Source organism: Legionella stuttgartensis (assembly GCF_977063405.2).
The window spans coordinates 185,017-204,780 of sequence record NZ_CDRUHA020000033.1 but is presented as its reverse complement, the minus strand read 5'-3'; the positions used below and the strand labels follow the sequence as shown (position 1 = coordinate 204,780).

Here is a 19,764-nt window from a genome sequence, read left to right as displayed (position 1 = left end):
GAATCTCCGCCTTTGCGGAGATGAGAAGGGTAAATCTATTATAAACATCTTAATGAGTATTTAAATACATATGTTCAAATCCTGAAAAAGACAAACTATGATGTTTTCTTTGTGGCGGTTTGCTGACATCAAGACATAAAGAAGGGAATTGCTCTAACAATGCTTTAAAAATACTGTGCATTTCAATGCGTGCCAATTTTGCACCAAGGCAAAAATGACTGCCATAACCATAACTGAAATGTTGGGTTTGTTTATCCTCAAGGGTGATGACATCTGGAGCGTTAAAATAATGGGGATCTCGATTAATGGCGTGTGTCGATATGAAAATCACCTTACCTTTTTCAATCAATTGATTGCCAAGCATCGTTTCATTTTTTGTGACTCGGAAAATAAAAGTTACTGCAGGATCAAGACGGTTGCACTCCTCAATATATCCATCAAGTCGGGGAAGATTATTTCGTACTTGTTGCCAAAGTCCTGGTTGATTTAACAAAATAAATAAATTATTACACAGTTGATCGGTTGTTGTTACTTGACCTGCAACCAGCATCATAATGGCTTGGGAAATAATTTCATCATCCGTTAATCCAAAATGGGTTTGGTGCGCCAATAAGATACTTAAAAAATCAGTTCCTGGTTTTTTTCGACGCTGGACAATTAAACTCGAAAAATAACTATAGAGTTGTTTGGCACTATGATTTACCTTAATGCCATCTTCATCTTGATAACTTGTTGATCCACCAAAAAATTGAGTCATATTATTGGACCAATGATAAAAATCAAGGCGTTCACTATCTGGAATTGCGAACAGTTCTGCAAGCGTCACCGATGGGATGTGTTGGGCAAGTTGAGCAACAAAATCAAAAGGCTTGTCTGCAGTAAATTCAGACAGACATTTTGTAATAGTCTGCTGAATTAAGGGTTTTAATTGCTCCAGACAGTTGTTGCTAAAGCCATGATAACAAATTCGTCTTCGATCAGTATGTTCTGGAGCATCACTCATCACCATCATCTTGCTAACCACCTTAAAAAACTCAGTAATTAATGACAGGTTCATTTCGGGCATGCGCGAAATAAAAAACGGGGAGCGATCACAAGTAAAATCCTCACTTGTGAGTATCTGCTTGGCTAATTTATAGGAAGTAATCACGAAGAACTTCCCGGCTTCCCACCAAAATAATTCACCCATTTCTCGTAAATGATGGCTAAATTGTTCCGGGGTAGTTGTTTGTTTTAACTGCATTATAGTATAGGGCTTCATAATATTTGGATCCTTCTTAAATGTCTTGGACTATGGCGATGAAAGGCGTTGCGACCGTGTAAGAGTGAAAAATTATCGGCAAGCAAAAAGTCGCCTTGTTGCCATTGGTGTTCATACAGATGTTCGGGCATCCGCATACTCTGGCTTAAAGAGGATAAAATAGCATGGGACTCATCCTCATTTTTATCAATTATTTTGACGTGTACTGGATTTAAATAGTCTTCGCCTACCGGTTCAGCAAATCGTAAGATAACCTGTTGAGTATCTGGATGATTATTGATTAGATTACGCGTAATGGTTCCTCCATAATGTGCCAATTTTTCGGTATGAAAGGTAAGCGCGTAATCATCCCACTCTTTTCTTTGTGCATCACTAGCAGCTTGCCAAACCCGTTCGGTGTTCGCAAATACGGTTTCACCACCACTTCCTGCCTGTGGTGCGTGCAAACAATGAAAAAGCAAAAAACGAGGTTCTTGATGAAATGCCCCATCCCAATGCAATGGGACATCTCCTTCGGTAAAGAGATAGTTTTGGGGTTGTTGATCAACTTTCATTTCCATTACCGGACCAAAATCCCAAGAAAGTAATTGAGCTTGCTTTTGACAATAATGGAGCAAATCATCACGTTCCAGAAGGTTAAAACCACGTAAAAGGACAATTTTATGCTGCGTCGTTTCGTTTAAAAGCATTTCCAACGATAAGTCTGTCAGATTTCGATGATGATCGGCTTGGATAAGATAAGGACTAAATTGTGTTGCGTTCTTCATCAACAGGCCTCCAATACATAATGATCATGGTTTAATCGGGCTCCCAATTGTTCAGCCTCTTGTCTTTTTATGAGTTGCCACCCTTCGGCGCTCTTAAGTAAAACATTGTGCCAAGGCGTGCTCCAACGGTTTGATGTAGGAAGAAAGTGGATCCCTATTTTCTCTGAGCCACAAGGTTGGGGGTGAATCGACAACCGTACCGACTGTGGAAAATAATTCGCTAACAATCGCGACCATGCATTCGAGCGACGGATTACTTCATAAGCAATTTGTTTGGCTTCCTGGCGTGTTTTGTTTTTTGTTTGCTCCGGTTTTAAAGCGAGTTGATCCTCAACAATAAAACGGTGAATACCATTAAATTGATAGCGAGCGATAGGATCGGTTGCAATATGTTGTTTTAATTCATCTAAAGTTTGGCCAAACTCGATCATTAATAACTCTCTCATGACCAGATAGTTATGACAGGGATATACTTCATCAAGCGAAAATGTTGATAGATGAGTTAATTGATAATCTTCGATGATTTGTTGAATTCCTTTTTGGTACACATCTACATGAAGATCACTCACCAAAACCAAATCATTAAATACACGACCATCCGAGCAAATGATTAACTTAATACCCACAGGATAAATTTCTTGCATGGTTTGACAAAGCAGATTCAAATTGCTCAAGCCAATGATTTCACCTCGATCAGGCTTTTCTGATAGCGTTTTCCGCCTATTGGCTGATTTTGCAGGGAAGGCAGGAAGAATCAGCGTTAGCATTCGTTGTTCGCTGATTGCCTGTTGAATTTTTTCTTGCGGATGACGAATGCATTCTGGGCATAAAATTCCGTTACACATTGTCTCGGCTAACTCGCTAACTCGTCTTTGATTGAGCAATACGTCTAATAGAGCCGTTGTTGTTTTTTGTACCGTATTTATGGACATACTTTACCCTCCAAATAGTTTTTCTTTTAAAAAGTCCGGGCGCAGGAGCAAACCAGCGATGTTCATTAAGTTTCGTCTCAGTACGCCCAGGTGACATTTCTACATCTCCATTGGAATAAACAGATTAGGTAAACTCTATATAAATTGATAATATTAAGTTTTAATGAACTTGATAAAAAAAAATTATGGACATTGATTTTAATGCGCTACGAGTTTTTGTTGCGGTAGTCGATTGCGGGGGATTCAATTCTGCAACACGGGCTTTATTTAAAAGCCAGCCTGCAATCACCTCATCAATAAAAAAATTAGAAGAACAGTTAAACTTGGTATTGTTTGATCGCAGTCATTATCGACCGATCCTCACAGCAGAAGGAGAAAAGCTATATAGAAGGGCTCAGTCTTTAATTGGTCATTGGAAGAATATTAGTCAATTTGCTGAACAGCTACAATCCGAAGCCGAGAGCGATATTACGATTGCCATCGATGTTTTTTTTCCTTTATCGAGTTTGAAAAATCTTTTAAGACATTGGATTTATACGTTCCCTAATACCCAATTTCATTTTTTCTCGGAATCAATTGGCGGGGCTTGTGAGCGACTATTGCGAAATCAAGCTGACTTGATTATTAGTGAAAATTTAATTACTAACAAGGCCGTCGAAGTGATCCCGCTTCGCTCGGAGTTTCTGGTCGCAGTTGCATCTCCCGAATTCATCCAATATTACAGTACACAATTAGGTGATTTGGATACGCTTTCTGAATGTATGCAAGTGATTTTACGTGACTCCTCACAATCTGATTTTTCATTTGGTGTCATTGAACATGGACGTCGATGGACCGTAAGCGATGTCATGGCCAAGAAAGATATCATTGTTGCGGGACTTGGCTGGGGTAGACTACCTTTGCATATGATAACCCAAGAGTTAGCAGACGGCAGGTTACAGTGTTTACAAGGAAATCATTTCGATAGACGATTAATTACTTTAGGCGCGATTCGCTTACAAAAACCAGCCAGAGGACCAGTCGCAGAAAAACTGTGGCAGGATTTAAATAATAAGAATATGGTAACATTTGAACAGTAAAACAGGAGGGTCACTAGCCTCTACTCACGATACTCATAGAGGAAATTGGCTCATCAACTTTAATGGTTTGAAGCAAATAACAAATTCTGTATGGGATACAGTTAAAGCGTAAAAGTTGAATTATACTTATACATATGAGTATTTTTCAAAATACCTACATTTTAGAGGAAATGTATTATGTCTCAATCAAAAGGTGAAGAAGAAATTCCATTAGTTCCTCCGAAACAAACGGTACAAAGTACTACGCAAATGGACGGTTTAATACAAGCTGAAGAAGAGGAGCTGCAGAGCAAAAAGAAGAGCGTTCGTATTCAAAGCGAACAAGCCGAAGCACTCCTTGCGGCCTATAAAGAACATTGTGGGGCGAAATGGGTTAAAGATCATCCGCCTGAGAAGGACAAGGATGGTAGGTTAACCTTATCCTTTAAGTCAGAAGAGGATATGGCGTCGTTTTTTGAAAAGCAGGCAAAAGCAGGACAAAGTTTTATTATGGTCGATGCGGAAACCAATAAAGTTATTGCCTATTCAAATGGTGATGGCAAGCTTTATCAAACGAGTAAAGATGGACCTAAAGCTTACGAGGGGGGACCTTTGATACCAAGTAAAGAAGCGATGAAGGATCTTCCTGACTTAGATGGCTTTACACTACCGGCAAAAGATGAACCTAAAGAGAGTATGGGCGCTAAGTTACAGTAAGGCTGAATTGTTACAATTTAAGAAGGTTGTTCTTTTTTATATTGCTCGTCTGCCTCTTTTGCCTTACGTTGATTTTCTTCCAATTGTAGGGCATTAAGTTGTTGTTGCCAAAGTACAGTGGCTTGTGCTTTCAGTTTGTTCAATGATCTTACCAATAACCCTAAATGAGTTGCTAACATAGGGAGTTTTTTGGGGCCAAACACAATGAGGGCAACAATAAATATAACCAGAAGTTCGCCACTGCTCATGAGTGCTTGTTATCCTCTTTTGGGGGCTCATTAGATTGATTTTCATTTAAGGCGTTGCGAAAATTTCTAATGGCTTCTCCAAGATCTGTACCTATAGTTTTCAATTTGGAAGTACCAAACAGAGCAATAATAATGACTAAAATTAACAATAAAGAAAGAGGGCTGATTCCACTGAGTCCCATGTTTAGTTCCTCGTGTTATGGTTAATAAGCACGAACAGTCCTGCCAAAATAGCTCCAGTGAGGGCAAGAGGCGTGAGCTGTTTGTGATGGATAAGATGCGCATAGTCAAGCAGGCTTACTAAAAGCAAAGAAAGTCCTGCTCCGATTGCAATACTACTCCAATGGACTGCTGGTTTTTCATTTTCAGGCTGAGCATTCGCACGCTCTTTATTTATTATTAATTCTTCTTTTTTAAGCTCTAGAAAATCAAAGAGCAGTTTGGGCATATGCGGCAATTGTTCCGCAAGAAAAGGTAAATTTCGTTTAAATTGGGTGAAAAAAGCTTTAGGACCAATTTGATCTCTGACCCATTTTTCAAGAAAAGGTTTGGCCGTGGCCCATAAATCCAAGTCGGGATAGAGTTGACGTCCTAAGCCTTCTACAGCAAGTAGGGTTTTTTGTAATAAAACCAGTTGAGGTTGTACTTCCATATGAAAACGGCGAGCAACCTGAAAAAGGCGTAGTACTACTTGCGCAAAGGAAATATCTTTTAAAGGTTTTTCAAAAATAGGTTCACATACCGTACGAATCCCGCTTTCAAATTCATCCACACGGGTATTACGAGCAACCCAACCGGATTCGACATGTAACTCAGCTACTCGTCGGTAATCTCGATTAAAAAAGGCCAAGAGGTTCTCTGCTAAATAACGTTTGTCATTGTCATTTAATGTCCCCATAATGCCAAAATCAATGCAAATATATTGTGGGTCTTTGGGATTTTTATAAGAAACAAAAATATTTCCTGGATGCATGTCTGCATGAAAAAAACAATCACGAAATACTTGGGTGAAGAAGATTTCTACGCCACGCTCCGCCAGTTTTTTTATATCAACTCCATGGGCTTGCAAGCTTGCGAGATCGGACACCGGGATGCCATGAATTCGTTCGAGCACCATCACATTAGAGCGTGAATAATCCCAATAGATTTCTGGAATATACAGGATGGGGGAGCCCTCAAAATTACGTCTTAATTGCGCTGCATTAGCTGCCTCTCTTAATAAGTCGAGCTCATCGATTAAGGTATGTTCAAATTCGGTTACAATTTCTTTTGGTTTTAAGCGTCTAATCTCTGGCCAATAGCGATCTGCCCATTTTGCAATAGTATGCATAATACTCAAATCTTGCTCAATGATGCGCCGCATGTTGGGTCTAAGCACTTTGACAATCACTTCTTCGCCAGTTTTCAAAGTGGCTGCATGCACTTGCGCCATAGAGGCTGATGCCAGGGGGATGGGATCAAATTCAGCAAACACTTCATATGGAGACATGCCATAAGCCTTTTCAATAATGGCCATTGCTTGGTCACTAGGGAAGGGAGGGACTTTATCTTGTAATTTGCTGAGTTCAATCGCTATATCCTGGGGCAGAATATCAGGGCGAGTTGAAAGCGCTTGACCGAATTTAATAAAAATAGGGCCTAATACTTCCAATGATTTACGAAGTGCTTCTCCATGAGTTAACTGCTCTTTGCGAAACCAATTCCATGGATTTAAATAAACAATGAAGCGTAGTGGGGCAAATAATCTCAAGGACACGACTACATTGTCTAGCCCGTTTTTAGCTAGAACATAATTAATATGAATAAGACGAATGAGTTTTTTAATGGATTTCATAGCGGCTTATTAGTTGATTTACATGAGCTTGCAAGCGTTCGACACTTAAAGACAACTCGTCGACTTCAACAAAAAAATCTTCCAGTTCATATTTCGTTGGCATAACGCGTAATTCTTCTTGTAGATATTCCGTCACATTTTGGTGAAAGGAATCATCCACTTTCTTTTTGAATGCCATTCCTTTACGCACAAAAGAACCAATTTGATGAGCAACTACATCACCAGTAAAATGAGCCAGATGCCCTTCCCAATCAATATCCATTTCGTCAAATAATTTTTTTACATGTTGTCCTAATTCCGTATCTCCAGTCATGCGAATTTTATCATTAAATAAAGAGCGCGCTTTAGAGGCGGGTAATAAACTCAAACGGATCAACCCTAAAGGATTACTATGAATTACTGTGTCTGCTTCGCTGTCGTAGCAATCAAGTAAGACAATTTCGCCATCTTTAAAATGAATGAAAAAATTAACGTTTAAAGGACTTATAATTATTTCAAGGGTTTTATTATCAAGCGCTTTGAGCTTGGCTGGCATTTGCTCATCCAGTTTGGCCGCTTTGTTAATGGCTATTTGGAGAGCCTTTAAGGAGTATTTTTTTAACATAATGCACTCAATATTTGTAGGCAATGTGCAAGGCAACGATACCACCACTGAGATTATCATAGTGACAGTCTTCGAATCCTGCATTCTCAATCATTTCTTTTAGTTTGGTTTGATTGGGATGCATGCGTATGGATTCAGCAAGGTATTGGTAACTGGCTTTGTCTTGCGCAATAAGCCCCCCTATTTTAGGTAAAATATTAAACGAATACCAGTCATAAATAGGTTTTAAACCAGGAAATGTGGGGGTTGAGAATTCAAGAATCATCACTTTTCCGCCCGGCTTGCACACACGATACATCGAACGCAGTGCTTCTTCCTTATCCGTCACGTTTCTTAAGCCAAACGCCATAGTAATACAATGAAAACTATTATCAGCAAAAGGAAGACATTGAGCATTACCCTGTACGTAATCAATATTCTTATATAAACCTTCATCTAATAATCGGTCACGTCCTACATTGAGCATGGCTGAATTAATGTCTGCGAGAACAACTCGGCCTTTTTCGCCGACTTTTTTACATAATAACCGAGTTAAGTCGCCACTGCCTCCTGCTAAATCTAAGACAATCTGTCCGGCACGTACTTGACTATGTCCCACTGTGTAACGCTTCCACAGATGATGAATGCCCAAAGACATTAAATCATTCATCAAATCATAGTTTTTTGCTACGGAATGAAAAACTTCAGCTACTTTCTTTTCTTTCTCATCCCAACCAACAGTAGAGTAACCAAAATGGGTTTTTTTTTCTTGATCGGTCATCAGGGGGCACGGATTTATTATTGAATGCCCCATATTAACTGATCTTTGCCAAGATACCCAGCCCTGCATAGATACTTTTCAATTAAGGATTAGTCACCGGTGTTTGGTTGGGTTTGGCAACTTAGTTTGATTTGATCCTTAATCAACAAATAATATCTAAAAATTAATATTTATTTATTGTAAAACAATAATAATTGGTTTAATCTTGCCGAACACACACTAAAGGATATTTATCATGCAAAAAATAAAAAATACAAGTCATATACTTTATCTGCTTTTCCGTAGTCTTTGTTGGTTTATTCCATTAACTACCTCTGTTTTGATTTTATTTAAGTTTGATTGGATGTGTTATATTGGCGCTTGGTCTTCTTTGATTTCTGCAGAACAAATTCGTGATCCATCACATTTTTCTTGGCTGCATCGAAGCATCTTATTGGTGATTGAATGGATGCCGATGACGATTACTATTTTAATCTGCAATAAATTAGCTAGGCTATTTGGGCTTTTTGAAAAAGGGGATTTATTTGAAGAAGAAAACATCAAATTAATTAAACAGGTAAGTATTTTTATGATTTTTGGTGAGTTGGTACAACTATTTTATCAACCTTTAATGACGGCCGCGCTTACTTTTAATAATCCTAAAGGCGAACGTATAGCCAGCATTACCTTGAACTCAGCGAATTTATCTACTTTAATTACAGCGTTTATTATTTTGGTTGCTTCCTGGATTGTTCAAGAAGCGCATCAGCTGAAATCAGAAACCCAATTAACAATTTAAGGAATATGCACGTGTCGATTATTGTTAATTTAGATGTCATGATGGCAAAACGCAAATGCAGGCTTAAGGAGTTAGCAGAGGCAATAGGGATTACTGAGGCGAATTTGTCTATTTTAAAAAATGGCAAGGCGAAGGCGATACGCTTTGCGACATTGGAAGCAATTTGTTCTTATCTAAAGTGTCAGCCTGGAGATATCCTTGAATATCAAATGGAACAGCAGGAGGACTTAATGCACAGAGAACGTTCCTCTGAATTGTTGATGGGGAGAGTGGATTAGATTAAATGTTAAGCTGAAACGCCCTCATCCGCCCTGATGGACACCTTCTCCCTACCGGGGAGATGGGATATTAGGAAAACATCCTCTGTCTCTCCTTTTGGGAAAAATTACCCCTCTCCCATGTAGGGATGAGGGTATAAAGCTACGTTAAAGACCCTCTAATATTTGTAGATAATTAGTTTCATCAGGAGGCCGATTATTTTTTTGCGAAAGCCACAAGCATTCAGCTAATTGCTCCATCATTAAATGCTCTACTGTTAATGGATCATGGTATTTGTTGATTAAATTCTGAAAGATTGTACTAATGCCCGCCGGGCGATCGGTGGCTATCTGTTCTCTAATCGCAAGATGTAGTCCCATGTGCAGGAAGGGATTAGGGGCTCCAGCTTCAGCAAAATAAGATTGCTGTTGAAATTTATTTTGGTTTTCAAGCATCTTGTGATATTCGGGATGAGCCAATATCACTTGAACAATCTGATTTTCTAAAGGTGATAATAGTTTTTTGTGCTGGTATTTTTCCCAACTGGAAAAAAACATTTGTCTCGTATCTTGAATGGTATCGCCGTAAAACATGTACTGCTCAATATTTATAAAAGTTTGAGTTTAACTGAAGTATGTTCGAACAACAATGGGAACGGTTTTTGTTACATTATCTTTGGTTGACATGGATAAATGGTTATGAGATATTCGTTTTGCGAGGTTGGACTTGCTATGTGTCATTCCACTGGGTCAATTGGCGACACACTGATTGGCCCTTTCTATCACATCGACTTTCCAATTAATTCTGAAATTAAACTCAAACTGTCTGTTCCGAGTTTAATACCTATAAAAGCCATCAATAAACCACTGAGTAATTCGATTCCTTTCCATACGTTTGCTTTGGTCAGAACATCAGAAAAATATCGCGCAGTGAATGTTAATGAACTAAACCAAATCAAGCTTGATGTGAGTACTCCTAGCAGAAAAATATGTTCTTGATCGGGATATCCACTACTGCCACCACCAATAATGACTAGAGAATCAATAATGGCATGTGGATTAAGAATGCTAAATCCTAAGGCTAGGAGAATGATTTGAGTCCTGTTACGGGGTTGGTGAGATGTACTTTCTTCAGCATCGGATGATTTGGAAAGCGCACTAGCTAGCGCTTTTGCGGAATAAAAAAGTAAAAAAGCAGTACCTAACACCATCATCCAGATTTGCAGAACAGGGCGAAGTTGGAGCAATTCATGTAAGCCTGTAATACTGGAACAAATTAAAATAAAATCACAGATAAAACAGATAACAGCGGAGAGCATCGCGTGATTTTTTTGCGCACCTTGTTTAATCAAAAAAATGTTTTGCGGCCCTAAGGCAATAATCAAAGATAAGCCTAAAAGTAAGCCATTAAGATAAACAAACATAATCACAATATAAAAATAATCAAAGATAGCGATTATAACATTGCAACTTATGCATTGTGGAGTATAAAATGCGTCGATTATTCTGTCTCCGCAAGAGAAGCGTACAAAATAAGAACAAATAGGAGGGAGCGTGGGCTCTTTGTTACTAAGAAAGCTAATCGTCACTGCAACTGTGGCGGTGCTTGGCCTAGCAGGTCAATTATTACATGCAGAAAATGAACCTGCTCAAGAGAAATTATCAATTATTAATGGATATTATCCTGCTTATCCACCGACTGCTCCAGCGAGCGGTGAACAACAGAATTTAATTCAGCGTGGAGAGTATTTGGCAAAGATGGGAGATTGTATTTCCTGTCATACCAATGTTAATGCACGCACCCCTGCGTATGCAGGTGGATTACCAATAGATACTCCTTTTGGAACATTTTATAGTCCCAATATTACTCCAGATAAAGAAACTGGTATTGGTAACTGGACTGAAAAAGACTTTATTCGCGCCCTTAAAGAAGGTCGAGATCCAAAAGGTAGAAACTACTTCCCGGTATTTCCATATATTTATTTTTCTAAAATATCGGATGATGATGCACGTGCCCTGTATGCTTATTTTATGAGTCTGCCTCCGGTTAAATTAGCGAACAAATCATTGCCTTTCCCATTTAATGTTCCAGGTTCTCGTTTTACACTTTGGGGCTGGAATTTATTATTCTTTTTCCCTGAAGGACATGGATTTCAATATGAAAAAGGCAGATCTCCTGAGTGGAATCGTGGGAAATATATTGTTGATGGTTTAGGCCATTGCAGTATGTGTCATACACCGTTAAATGTATTCGGTGCACCAAAAAATAAATATTATTTGACGGGTGGATTTATTGATGGATATTGGGCGCCAAACATTACAAAGTATGGATTGGAGTCAGGAACTCATCAGGAAGTCGCTGATGTATTCAAATTAAATAAGCTTCTCAATAATGCAGGTCCTGTAGCAGGGCCTATGGCTGAAGTAAATCATAACAGCATGATGTATTTAACTGATGCAGATAGAATGGCTGTAGCTACATACCTTAAAACAGTAGTAAGTGAAGAACCCCTAGGGTTACCTGCTTCTAATGATCCACCATCGTTGGATCGCGGAAAGCAAGTTTATTTCACTGCTTGTGTCATTTGCCATCAAGACGGCGTGATGAGTGCTCCATTGCTGGGGAGTTCACCGAGCTGGTACGAGCGATTAAAGAATAGCGGTTTAACGGGATTATATCGCCATGCCATTGATGGATATAATTCGATGCCTATAAAAGGTGCCTGCGTCACTTGCTCTGATAACGACATCATTTCAGCTGTGGATTACATATTAAATGAGTCATTAACTCGTACCGAATTAATAAATCTCAAGTCAGGTGGCGCTGCAAAATTTCCTGCAAGTGGGGAGACCGTTTATAACGAGCATTGCTCAGCTTGCCATAATGATGGAAAAGATGGTGCACCTAAAATTGGCGATCAAGAGGCATGGAAATCACTGATTGCAAAAAATATGGATGTATTGATTGAAAACACTGTACATGGGAAAGATCATCCGAAAAACGGTGGCTGTAATCAATGCACCACGAATGAAGTAATCGAGGCAGTTAAATACATGGTTAGTAAATCTAAAACTGAAGGAAATTACTCATTGTGGTAGTGTCGTATTGCTGAACAAGAACCCCTACATCGAGTAGGGGAGACCAAATTAAAAATATATAAAACTAAATTGGAGCCAGCTTAAACTGGCTTTCTTGACAAGACGAGGAATGGGGATGTTAAACAGGTTAAAGATCTGTAGATTATTAACGATGCTAGGGGCCTGGGTTGCGAGCCGACCACTATTCGCTGCTGCGGATTTTTGGCAGTTAAATATGCACAGAGGGGTTACTCCGATCAGCAAAGACGTATACTACCTGCATATGGTATGTATGGCTGTTTGTGCCATTATCGGAGTCGTTGTCTTTGGTGTGATGATTTATTCCATGATCCATCATAGAAAATCTAAAGGATATAAGGCAGCCAAATTTCATGATAATCCTCGATTAGAAATTGTATGGTCGATCATTCCTTTCTTAATTCTTGTTGGACTTGCAGTACCTGCTACACGGGTTTTAATCCGCATGGATGATACAAATCAATCCGAAGTAACAATAAAAATAGTAGGTTACCAATGGCGCTGGCAGTATGAATATCTTGATCAGGGAATTAGTTTTTTCAGTACCCTGTCTACACCTTTTGCACAAATTCAAAATAAACAAAAAAAGAATGAGTGGTATTTACTCGAAGTAGATAAGCCAATGGTTGTACCTGTTAATAAAAAAATTCGCTTTCTAGTGACTTCAAATGATGTGGTTCACTCTTGGTGGGTTCCAGAGTTAGGTATTAAACGTGATGCGATACCCGGATTTATGTATGAAGCATGGGCGACAATAGACAAACCAGGAACATATAGAGGTCAATGTGCGGAACTCTGTGGAGTGAATCATGGTTTTATGCCCATAGTAGTTGAGGCGGTCAGTCAGGATGAGTTTGATAAATGGGTCGCAGCGCAAACAAAAAAAGAAGATCAGTATGCGAATCAAGAAGCGAATGCTCCTAGTCAGAAAACGATGACCCGAGATGAGTTACTAGCATTTGGAAAACAAAAATACGACCAATTCTGTGCTCCGTGTCATCAACCTGATGGAAAAGGTATTCCACCAATGTATCCGGCGCTCAAGGCTAGTTCAGTGGCAACAGGGCATCCTGTTTCACGGCACCTGGATATAATACTTAATGGTATTACTGGTTCTGCAATGCAACCTTATAAAGATCAGCTTACCGATGAAGAAATAGCTGCGATTGCGACTTATGAACGTAATGCCTGGAATAACAATACTAATGATGTGGTTCAAGCCGCGGAAGTTGCTTCACAACGTCAGAAAGCTAATCAACAACCAACCATGGTTAATAAAGTTCAAGCTGGAGGTTTGCAATGAGTAGTTATACATTAGCGCACGATGAAAAACATGATGATCATGGTCCAGAACAGGGTAAAGGCATCTTAGGCTTTATAAAACGCTGGTTGTTTACTACAAACCATAAAGATATCGGCACGCTTTATTTGTGGCTTGCAATGATTAGCTTCTTTTTGGCAGGTGGTATGGCTCTAGTTATTCGAGCAGAGTTATTTCAGCCTGGTCATCGTTTTGTTGATCCTAATTTCTTTAACCAAATGACAACATTGCATGGATTAATCATGCTATTTGGTGTGGTAATGCCTGCGTTTACCGGAATGGCAAACTGGCAAATTCCAATGATGATTGGTGCTCCAGATATGGCTTTACCCCGATTAAACAACTGGAGCTTTTGGCTATTACCCTTTGCGTTTACTTTATTAATTTCAACAACATTTCATGCTGGAGGTGGCCCTAACTTCGGTTGGACCATGTATGCTCCTTTATCTACCAAATATGCTCCTCCCAGTACCGATTTTATGATTTTCTCGATTCATATGATGGGTATTTCATCCATTATGGGATCGATTAATATTATCGCGACGATTTTAAATTTACGTGCACCAGGCATGACCTTAATGAAAATGCCGATGTTCGTATGGACTTGGTTAATTACTGCCTTTTTGTTAATCGCTATCATGCCCGTATTGGCTGGAGCCGTAACCATGATGTTGGCTGACCGTCATTTTGGCACCAGCTTCTTCGATGCTGCAGGTGGTGGTGATCCGATCCTTTTCCAACACGTATTCTGGTTTTTTGGACATCCTGAGGTATATGTTCTTGTATTGCCTGCTTTTGGTGTGATATCCGAAGTTATTCCCACTTTTAGTCGTAAGCCATTATTCGGCTATTACTTTATGGTGTATGCAACGGTCAGTATTGCGATATTGTCATTTATTGTATGGGCGCACCATATGTTTACTACCGGCATCCCGTTGGGTGCAGAATTATTTTTTATGTACACCACCATGCTCATTGCCGTTCCAACGGGCATTAAAGTATTTAACTGGGTAAGTACTATGTTTCGAGGTTCTATGACTTTTGAGACCCCCATGTTATTTGCGTTAGCTTTTGTATTTCTATTTACCATAGGTGGGTTTACCGGTCTTATGCTGGCATTGGTGCCCGCAGATTTCCAGTACCAGGATAGTTACTTTGTGGTAGCACATTTCCATTATGTTCTAGTCCCAGGTGTGATTTTTGCTCTATTTTCAGCCACCTATTATTGGCTGCCTAAGTGGACTGGACATATGTATAATGAACTATTAGGGAAATGGCATTTTTGGTTATCTGTTATTTCTGTAAATGTGGCGTTTTTCCCAATGCACTTTTTAGGGTTGGCAGGTATGCCACGAAGGATCCCTGATTATGCATTGCAATTTACTAATTTTAATATGATTTCTTCAATTGGTGCATTTATCTTTGGTTTTACGCAACTTTTATTCTTATATAACGTGATTGCCACGGTTAGAAAAAGAGGTACTAAAAAAGATACTGCTGCTGGAAGAGCATGGGAAGGAGCATATGGTTTAGAGTGGACGTTGCCTTCACCACCTCCATATCATACTTTTACCACTCCTCCCAAACTCGATTTATAGGTTTGTTGTATGAATAAACAAAAAGGGCATCACAGACTACTTCTTATCTTATCCGGTCTTGTGCTGGGTATGTTTGCTTTCGGATTTGCATTAGTGCCTATTTATAATAGTTTATGTAAGTCATTGGGTATTAATGGAAAAACAAATCCTGAAGCGGTAGCCTATGATGCAGCTAAAGCGAAAGTCGATAATAAGAGAGAAATCACGGTTGAGTTTGTTGCGACAAATAACAGTGGAGTACCTTGGGCATTTTATCCCAAAACTCGGAAAATAACGGTACATCCGGGCGAAATAGCAAAACTTGCATTTTATGCTGAAAATAAAACGGATCATCCGATGACAGTACAGGCAATACCTAGTGTTACACCTGGAATTGCTGCTAAGTATCTGAAAAAAACTGAATGTTTTTGCTTTACACGACAAACTTTAAATGGACACGAGGCAATGAATATGCCTCTATTATTTCATTTGGATGCTGATTTACCCGAAAAAGTGCATACAGTTACTTTGTCTTATACTTTATTTGATGTAACGGATAAAGGTTAGCTTAAACCTGGCGATCCTGATTGAAGGCAACTGGGCGATAGTCGTAGGGTAGTCATGTAAGTTGGCAATTTTAGTAGGTTACACGCTTCCGATTATCAGAGGCGTGTCAAAACAGATTAATGCCTGTTTCAATTCTACTACCTTGATCGTAAGGGTTTGATTTTTTTGCTTTGATGCTCAAGAACAAAGCCTTAAGGCTCAATCTAGCGAATTCTAAATAGGCCCTATTAATTACAGGAGATAAAAATATAATGGGAGCACATGGTACTTATTATATCCCTAAGCCAAGCCATTGGCCTTTGGTCGCATCATGTGGGTTAACTACTACTCTTGTAGGAGCTGCTTCTTGGCTTCATAATGATTGGTACGGACCCTACATATTCACTATTGGTCTGGGAATCATGATTTTTATGTTATTTGGTTGGTTTGGCCAAGTGATTTATGAAAACTCGAAAGGAGTCTATGACGAACAAGTTGATAGATCATTTCGTTGGGGAATGTGCTGGTTTATTTTTTCTGAAGTTTGTTTTTTCGGTGCCTTTTTTGGTGCTTTGTTCTATACCAGACTGTGGTCAGTTCCTCTTTTGGGCGGTGAAGTACACCCAATTACCCACTTTACATTATGGCCTGATTTTAGTGCAAATTGGCCTGTCTTAGTTAACCCAAATAACAAAGCTTTTGCTGGGGCCCATGAAGGAATGGGAGCCTGGGGGTTAGCCGCAGTGAACACGCTTATTTTATTGACGTCTGGAGTCACTATAACCTGGGCACACTGGGCTTTAAAACTAAGAAAGCAAAAGCAGCTCCTTATCGGTATGGTTTTAACCATTTCATTGGGATTGTTGTTCTTAGCCTTACAAACCTATGAATATCATGAGGCCTATACAGAGATGAATTTAACTTTATCTTCTGGTATTTATGGAACGACATTTTTTATGTTAACCGGATTCCACGGTTTGCACGTGACCCTGGGTACAATTATGCTAATTGTTATCGCAGTTCGTTGCAAGCTTGGTCATTTTACTCCAGAGCGGCATTTTGCTTTTGAAGGTGTTGCTTGGTATTGGCACTTTGTAGACGTGGTCTGGTTGTTCTTGTTTGTCTTTGTTTATTGGTTATAAATCAATCGATATAAAATGTAACCCGGGTGTAGCAAAGCGAACCCGGGATTTCTTCATAGTTAACCCAATTTCAAGTTCACTGCACTTCGCTAGGATTGTTCGCGTAGAACTTCACAAACGTGTATTAATCAATAAACCAGGTTGAAATTGAATTTCTTGAATCGTTAATTGATAGGTAAAAAATGAGTCAGCGAATTGAATTTCTTCGATAACTGCTTGACCGCGAAAATGTTTGGCAAAAAAGGAAACTTCAATTTCCTTTTCAATATATTCCTCACACCTTAATTCCAGGCTTTCTTCGGATAAACTAAGTAGTTGGCCTATATATTCAATCTCGCCAATCTTCATTAGAACATGTACTGGTTGAACGGGCTGAATTAACATTGCGTTCTCCAAGCAACATAACCAGCTTATAATTTAATTGTAGTATAAATATTGGACATCTTTCAAAATTTAATGTAGGACTTTTAAGATAATTCATACGCTAGTACATTTCGTTAGTTCCTGATAAGAGAGTACCAAAACAACTACGTATTCTTTGTTTAATGAGGAATTCATTGTAAATCTATGGGACGCTAAACTATGGATAGGCAAGCACGAGTGGATTCGTGGATACGTTTTCCAAGCTCAGTAAATTGTGCATGGTTATCAATAATACGGTAAGAATCTTCATAAACCCTCAGGGTTTCATCTATTATTGTTTGATTAAAAAATTGCTCTGAGTGCAAATTCAAATGCAAGATTCTTTTTAAAACTCGAATGACTCGGCTTAGCACAAATGCTGCGTGATAGATACCAATCATTGGGCGTAAGGTTTTTCGTAATGGTGAGGTATAAAGCTCATCGGGGTCATTTAATATCAAAGGGTCATGAATCATTATGGCATTTAAGTATAAATGGGACGTTTCATGAACGATATTGTCAGTGAGTAATAGGATTCGATTGGTCAGGAATTTGTCAGGGGGTAATGTTGCATAAATAGCACCAAAAAATTTGGGTGAGGTTGCCCCGACATTTGTATTACTCTCTACCAAATAAATGTTCGCAACTAATGCTTGAATTTCTTGAGTAAATATAGGATCGGCGTTTTTAATTAAAGTAAGAGCTTGTAATACACTATTTTTAAACGTATTAAGACTTAGCGTATTTGGAGTTGATGCCTTAAACTTATCCAGTCCGAAGGACACCAGAACTTCTTCATTAAAAAGCTCAAGCTCCAATTTATTGGTAAGTCCGGCTTCAATTGCGCACGTTGAAATTCGAGCGTTTATCCCATTTAATGAAGAAATGATGGTTTTTACTGTATATACATCATCCTGTTCCATTGCTTGACGTAATTTAAAATAGGACATATACAGTTTCGGGGATATGAATCGAGGCGGTTCTTTTTTGAGTGAAAAAAATTGCTGTTTAGTGTCGTTATACTCTTCAGCAAGCACTTGCTCTGCATAGTCAATAACTGCAAGAAAGTTATTAATAAATCGGTTTTGATACGCTTGTTGTAATTTTTCTGCTACACCATCCTCTGGAATAGCAGATAAAGCGCTCCAATCTATATCCTTCGAAATCGAAATATGTTCCAAAATTAGGGGCAACGGTTAGTGATTGATTCAACTTCTTCTAGGTCCTCGATATCAGCAATAATGACCGCTCTCATAGTAGGAATAGACTTTGCTACCTTATCTTCTGGAATAGCTGTAAAAAATTTATTTTTTTGCAGTTCTTTTGGAAAATCCTTTTTTTCTAATTTCATCATTAGTTCCTGTAGTGATCGAAAGTACAGTGTATTCTTATTGGTTAAATCAAAAAAAGCAATAGATTAAATTTAAAATAAGAATTGAAAGCGAGATCCGGATAACTTAATTGGTTGCTATAGAAATACTCATCACAATCGAATTGTTCTTGTTGCCCCGGAAATTTACTTCGCTACATCCGGGGCATAACGTCAAATTGAGGTAAAATGATTAAGATGCACCGATTAACTGTTCAATGATGTTTTGTAAACTGTGTTCATTATCATAGTGAATAACTAATGAACCTTTACCCGCTTTTCCAGGTTTAAGTTTAATTGCAGCTTGTAAATGTTGGGAGATATTTTTTAATTGATCATGATAAACGAGCGAAAGATCGCTATGAGGTTGTTGTTCTTTTGTTTTACCTAATTTAATGCGCTCAACCAATTTCTCAGTTTCACGTACAGATAAGTTTTTGGCAATGATAAGCTGAGCCACTTGATTTTGTTGTTCTTCTTCTAACATGAGTAAAGCGCGAGCATGTCCCATGTCCAAATCACCATGTTCTAAAAGCTTTTTGACTCCAGCTGATAGAGCCAATAATCGCAAGAAATTGCTTACAGCGGCTCTTGATTTACATAAAAGATCGGCCACCTGCTGATGTGTCAAAGAAAACTCGTTCGTGAGCCTATGCATGGCACGTGCTTGATCCATAGCATTCAGATCTTCACGTTGTAAATTTTCAACTAATGCCATAGCCATCGCTGTTTCATCATCAACTTGCTTCAAAATCACTGGAACTTCTGTCAGGCCAGCTAATTGGCTGGCACGCCAACGACGTTCACCGGCAATGATTTCATAGCGGCCATCACTTAGTTCGCGGACCAAAAGAGGTTGTAGCAAGCCCTGTTTTTTAATTGATTGAGCAAGCTCCATTAGCGGCGCTTCTTCCATTTCACCACGGGGTTGATATTTTCCAGGCTGCAGACAGTCGACCGCGAGCTTGAGACTTTCGACTTGCGGTTTCTCATTTAAAAGCGTGCTGCTTGATTGGCTTAATAACGCGGATAAGTTACGCCCTAAACTACTACGTTTTGTTGTCATAAATTACC

23 protein-coding genes are annotated in these 19,764 nt (G+C 38.9%); 9 read left to right on the top strand and 14 right to left on the bottom strand.

All coding sequences use genetic code 11. The features are described 5' to 3' along the window. Positions 1–49: 49 nt before the first annotated feature. Genes ACWTEW_RS09570 through ACWTEW_RS09560 form a run of 3 tightly spaced genes read right to left on the bottom strand, consistent with a single transcriptional unit; the run spans position 50 to position 2,960 of the window. Complete coding sequence (locus tag ACWTEW_RS09570) at positions 50–1,261, bottom strand: cytochrome P450 (RefSeq protein ID WP_454781457.1); 1,212 nt, start codon at positions 1,259–1,261, stop codon at positions 50–52. Further along, on the bottom strand, positions 1,258–2,028 hold the full coding sequence (locus tag ACWTEW_RS09565; protein WP_454781456.1) for a TauD/TfdA dioxygenase family protein: 771 nt from the start codon (positions 2,026–2,028) through the stop codon (positions 1,258–1,260). The genes ACWTEW_RS09570 and ACWTEW_RS09565 overlap by 4 nt, the downstream gene beginning before the upstream one ends. After that, on the bottom strand, positions 2,028–2,960 hold the full coding sequence (locus ACWTEW_RS09560) for an L-tyrosine/L-tryptophan isonitrile synthase family protein (protein ID WP_454781455.1): 933 nt from the start codon (positions 2,958–2,960) through the stop codon (positions 2,028–2,030). Before ACWTEW_RS09560 ends, ACWTEW_RS09565 begins: the two co-directional genes overlap by 1 nt. A 185-nt stretch (positions 2,961–3,145) precedes the next feature. Here ACWTEW_RS09560 and ACWTEW_RS09555 point away from each other — a divergent pair, with 185 nt between their 5' ends. Further along, positions 3,146–4,039, top strand: a complete 894-nt coding sequence (locus ACWTEW_RS09555; RefSeq protein WP_454781454.1) for a LysR family transcriptional regulator — start codon at positions 3,146–3,148, stop codon at positions 4,037–4,039. 177 nt (positions 4,040–4,216) lie between these two features. After that, positions 4,217–4,735 carry a hypothetical protein gene (locus ACWTEW_RS09550; protein WP_454781453.1) on the top strand — a complete coding sequence of 173 codons (519 nt, stop codon included), beginning with the start codon at positions 4,217–4,219 and terminating at the stop codon, positions 4,733–4,735. 17 nt (positions 4,736–4,752) lie between these two features. Here the strand turns inward: ACWTEW_RS09550 and ACWTEW_RS09545 are convergent, their stop codons facing one another. From ACWTEW_RS09545 to ubiE, 5 genes are read right to left on the bottom strand one after another with little or no spacing between them, the layout of a single operon-like run. Further along, positions 4,753–4,983, bottom strand: coding sequence for a Sec-independent protein translocase subunit TatA/TatB (locus ACWTEW_RS09545; RefSeq protein WP_454781452.1), 231 nt, complete (start codon positions 4,981–4,983; stop codon positions 4,753–4,755). Then, the gene (tatA, locus tag ACWTEW_RS09540; RefSeq protein WP_454781451.1) at positions 4,980–5,165 is read right to left on the bottom strand and encodes a twin-arginine translocase TatA/TatE family subunit; all 186 of its coding nucleotides are present in this window, start codon (positions 5,163–5,165) and stop codon (positions 4,980–4,982) included. The genes ACWTEW_RS09545 and tatA overlap by 4 nt, the downstream gene beginning before the upstream one ends. A 2-nt stretch (positions 5,166–5,167) precedes the next feature. Continuing rightward, positions 5,168–6,817, bottom strand: coding sequence for a ubiquinone biosynthesis regulatory protein kinase UbiB (gene ubiB, locus ACWTEW_RS09535; RefSeq protein ID WP_454781450.1), 1,650 nt, complete (start codon positions 6,815–6,817; stop codon positions 5,168–5,170). After that, positions 6,804–7,421, bottom strand: coding sequence for a ubiquinone biosynthesis accessory factor UbiJ (locus ACWTEW_RS09530; protein ID WP_454781449.1), 618 nt, complete (start codon positions 7,419–7,421; stop codon positions 6,804–6,806). Before ACWTEW_RS09530 ends, ubiB begins: the two co-directional genes overlap by 14 nt. Positions 7,422–7,428: 7 nt before the next feature. Then, positions 7,429–8,181 carry a bifunctional demethylmenaquinone methyltransferase/2-methoxy-6-polyprenyl-1,4-benzoquinol methylase UbiE gene (gene ubiE / locus ACWTEW_RS09525; protein WP_454781706.1) on the bottom strand — a complete coding sequence of 251 codons (753 nt, stop codon included), beginning with the start codon at positions 8,179–8,181 and terminating at the stop codon, positions 7,429–7,431. A gap of 235 nt (positions 8,182–8,416) precedes the next feature. On the opposite strand from ubiE, the gene ACWTEW_RS09520 reads away from it, so the two are divergent. After that, positions 8,417–8,959, top strand: a complete 543-nt coding sequence (locus ACWTEW_RS09520; RefSeq protein WP_454781448.1) for a DUF2975 domain-containing protein — start codon at positions 8,417–8,419, stop codon at positions 8,957–8,959. An 11-nt stretch (positions 8,960–8,970) separates the two neighbouring features. Further along, positions 8,971–9,237: a helix-turn-helix domain-containing protein gene (locus tag ACWTEW_RS09515; RefSeq protein WP_454781447.1), complete on the top strand. Its 267-nt coding sequence runs from the start codon at positions 8,971–8,973 to the stop codon at positions 9,235–9,237. Positions 9,238–9,384: 147 nt separating this feature from the next. Here the strand turns inward: ACWTEW_RS09515 and ACWTEW_RS09510 are convergent, their stop codons facing one another. Then, complete coding sequence (locus ACWTEW_RS09510; protein ID WP_454781446.1) at positions 9,385–9,810, bottom strand: DUF1841 family protein; 426 nt, start codon at positions 9,808–9,810, stop codon at positions 9,385–9,387. 188 nt (positions 9,811–9,998) lie between these two features. Beyond that, a complete protein-coding gene (locus ACWTEW_RS09505) occupies positions 9,999–10,640 on the bottom strand; it encodes a LysE/ArgO family amino acid transporter (protein WP_454781445.1) in 642 nt (213 codons plus the stop codon). Positions 10,641–10,770: 130 nt separating this feature from the next. Here ACWTEW_RS09505 and ACWTEW_RS09500 point away from each other — a divergent pair, with 130 nt between their 5' ends. The 5 genes from ACWTEW_RS09500 to ACWTEW_RS09480 all read left to right on the top strand — a co-directional run bounded on the left by ACWTEW_RS09500 (position 10,771) and on the right by ACWTEW_RS09480 (position 16,919). Then, entirely contained in the window at positions 10,771–12,315 is a 1,545-nt protein-coding gene (locus tag ACWTEW_RS09500; RefSeq protein WP_454781444.1) for a c-type cytochrome, read from the top strand. Between the two features lie 115 nt (positions 12,316–12,430). Next, positions 12,431–13,636, top strand: coding sequence for a cytochrome c oxidase subunit II (coxB, locus tag ACWTEW_RS09495; protein WP_454781443.1), 1,206 nt, complete (start codon positions 12,431–12,433; stop codon positions 13,634–13,636). Continuing rightward, the gene (gene ctaD, locus ACWTEW_RS09490) at positions 13,633–15,252 is read left to right on the top strand and encodes a cytochrome c oxidase subunit I (protein ID WP_454781442.1); all 1,620 of its coding nucleotides are present in this window, start codon (positions 13,633–13,635) and stop codon (positions 15,250–15,252) included. Before coxB ends, ctaD begins: the two co-directional genes overlap by 4 nt. A 9-nt stretch (positions 15,253–15,261) precedes the next feature. Beyond that, positions 15,262–15,798, top strand: a complete 537-nt coding sequence (locus ACWTEW_RS09485) for a cytochrome c oxidase assembly protein (protein WP_454781441.1) — start codon at positions 15,262–15,264, stop codon at positions 15,796–15,798. A gap of 251 nt (positions 15,799–16,049) precedes the next feature. Then, positions 16,050–16,919, top strand: coding sequence for a cytochrome c oxidase subunit 3 (locus ACWTEW_RS09480; protein ID WP_454781440.1), 870 nt, complete (start codon positions 16,050–16,052; stop codon positions 16,917–16,919). Between the two features lie 111 nt (positions 16,920–17,030). On the opposite strand, the gene ACWTEW_RS09475 is transcribed toward ACWTEW_RS09480, so the two are convergent. From ACWTEW_RS09475 to ACWTEW_RS09460, 4 genes are all read right to left on the bottom strand, one after another. Further along, positions 17,031–17,303, bottom strand: a complete 273-nt coding sequence (locus ACWTEW_RS09475; RefSeq protein WP_454781439.1) for a hypothetical protein — start codon at positions 17,301–17,303, stop codon at positions 17,031–17,033. 191 nt (positions 17,304–17,494) lie between these two features. Then, the gene (locus ACWTEW_RS09470; RefSeq protein ID WP_454781438.1) at positions 17,495–18,502 is read right to left on the bottom strand and encodes an aKG-HExxH-type peptide beta-hydroxylase; all 1,008 of its coding nucleotides are present in this window, start codon (positions 18,500–18,502) and stop codon (positions 17,495–17,497) included. A gap of 2 nt (positions 18,503–18,504) precedes the next feature. After that, the gene (locus tag ACWTEW_RS09465; protein ID WP_454781437.1) at positions 18,505–18,675 is read right to left on the bottom strand and encodes a hypothetical protein; all 171 of its coding nucleotides are present in this window, start codon (positions 18,673–18,675) and stop codon (positions 18,505–18,507) included. Positions 18,676–18,883: 208 nt separating this feature from the next. After that, the gene (locus ACWTEW_RS09460) at positions 18,884–19,756 is read right to left on the bottom strand and encodes a ParB/RepB/Spo0J family partition protein (protein WP_454781436.1); all 873 of its coding nucleotides are present in this window, start codon (positions 19,754–19,756) and stop codon (positions 18,884–18,886) included. Between the last annotated feature and the right edge of the window lie 8 nt (positions 19,757–19,764).

What these genes read in the sequence shown, in the direction of transcription:
- ACWTEW_RS09570 (WP_454781457.1), bottom strand. Translation starts at nt 1,261, where the DNA reads ATGAAGCCCTATACTATAATGCAGTTAAAACAAACAACTACCCCGGAA.
- ACWTEW_RS09565 (WP_454781456.1), bottom strand. Translation starts at nt 2,028, where the DNA reads ATGAAGAACGCAACACAATTTAGTCCTTATCTTATCCAAGCCGATCAT.
- ACWTEW_RS09560 (WP_454781455.1), bottom strand. Translation starts at nt 2,960, where the DNA reads ATGTCCATAAATACGGTACAAAAAACAACAACGGCTCTATTAGACGTA.
- ACWTEW_RS09555 (WP_454781454.1), top strand. Translation starts at nt 3,146, where the DNA reads ATGGACATTGATTTTAATGCGCTACGAGTTTTTGTTGCGGTAGTCGAT.
- ACWTEW_RS09550 (WP_454781453.1), top strand. Translation starts at nt 4,217, where the DNA reads ATGTCTCAATCAAAAGGTGAAGAAGAAATTCCATTAGTTCCTCCGAAA.
- ACWTEW_RS09545 (WP_454781452.1), bottom strand. Translation starts at nt 4,983, where the DNA reads ATGAGCAGTGGCGAACTTCTGGTTATATTTATTGTTGCCCTCATTGTG.
- tatA (WP_454781451.1), bottom strand. Translation starts at nt 5,165, where the DNA reads ATGGGACTCAGTGGAATCAGCCCTCTTTCTTTATTGTTAATTTTAGTC.
- ubiB (WP_454781450.1), bottom strand. Translation starts at nt 6,817, where the DNA reads ATGAAATCCATTAAAAAACTCATTCGTCTTATTCATATTAATTATGTT.
- ACWTEW_RS09530 (WP_454781449.1), bottom strand. Translation starts at nt 7,421, where the DNA reads ATGTTAAAAAAATACTCCTTAAAGGCTCTCCAAATAGCCATTAACAAA.
- ubiE (WP_454781706.1), bottom strand. Translation starts at nt 8,181, where the DNA reads ATGACCGATCAAGAAAAAAAAACCCATTTTGGTTACTCTACTGTTGGT.
- ACWTEW_RS09520 (WP_454781448.1), top strand. Translation starts at nt 8,417, where the DNA reads ATGCAAAAAATAAAAAATACAAGTCATATACTTTATCTGCTTTTCCGT.
- ACWTEW_RS09510 (WP_454781446.1), bottom strand. Translation starts at nt 9,810, where the DNA reads ATGTTTTACGGCGATACCATTCAAGATACGAGACAAATGTTTTTTTCC.
- ACWTEW_RS09505 (WP_454781445.1), bottom strand. Translation starts at nt 10,640, where the DNA reads ATGTTTGTTTATCTTAATGGCTTACTTTTAGGCTTATCTTTGATTATT.
- coxB (WP_454781443.1), top strand. Translation starts at nt 12,431, where the DNA reads ATGTTAAACAGGTTAAAGATCTGTAGATTATTAACGATGCTAGGGGCC.
- ctaD (WP_454781442.1), top strand. Translation starts at nt 13,633, where the DNA reads ATGAGTAGTTATACATTAGCGCACGATGAAAAACATGATGATCATGGT.
- ACWTEW_RS09485 (WP_454781441.1), top strand. Translation starts at nt 15,262, where the DNA reads ATGAATAAACAAAAAGGGCATCACAGACTACTTCTTATCTTATCCGGT.
- ACWTEW_RS09480 (WP_454781440.1), top strand. Translation starts at nt 16,050, where the DNA reads ATGGGAGCACATGGTACTTATTATATCCCTAAGCCAAGCCATTGGCCT.
- ACWTEW_RS09475 (WP_454781439.1), bottom strand. Translation starts at nt 17,303, where the DNA reads ATGTTAATTCAGCCCGTTCAACCAGTACATGTTCTAATGAAGATTGGC.
- ACWTEW_RS09465 (WP_454781437.1), bottom strand. Translation starts at nt 18,675, where the DNA reads ATGATGAAATTAGAAAAAAAGGATTTTCCAAAAGAACTGCAAAAAAAT.
- ACWTEW_RS09460 (WP_454781436.1), bottom strand. Translation starts at nt 19,756, where the DNA reads ATGACAACAAAACGTAGTAGTTTAGGGCGTAACTTATCCGCGTTATTA.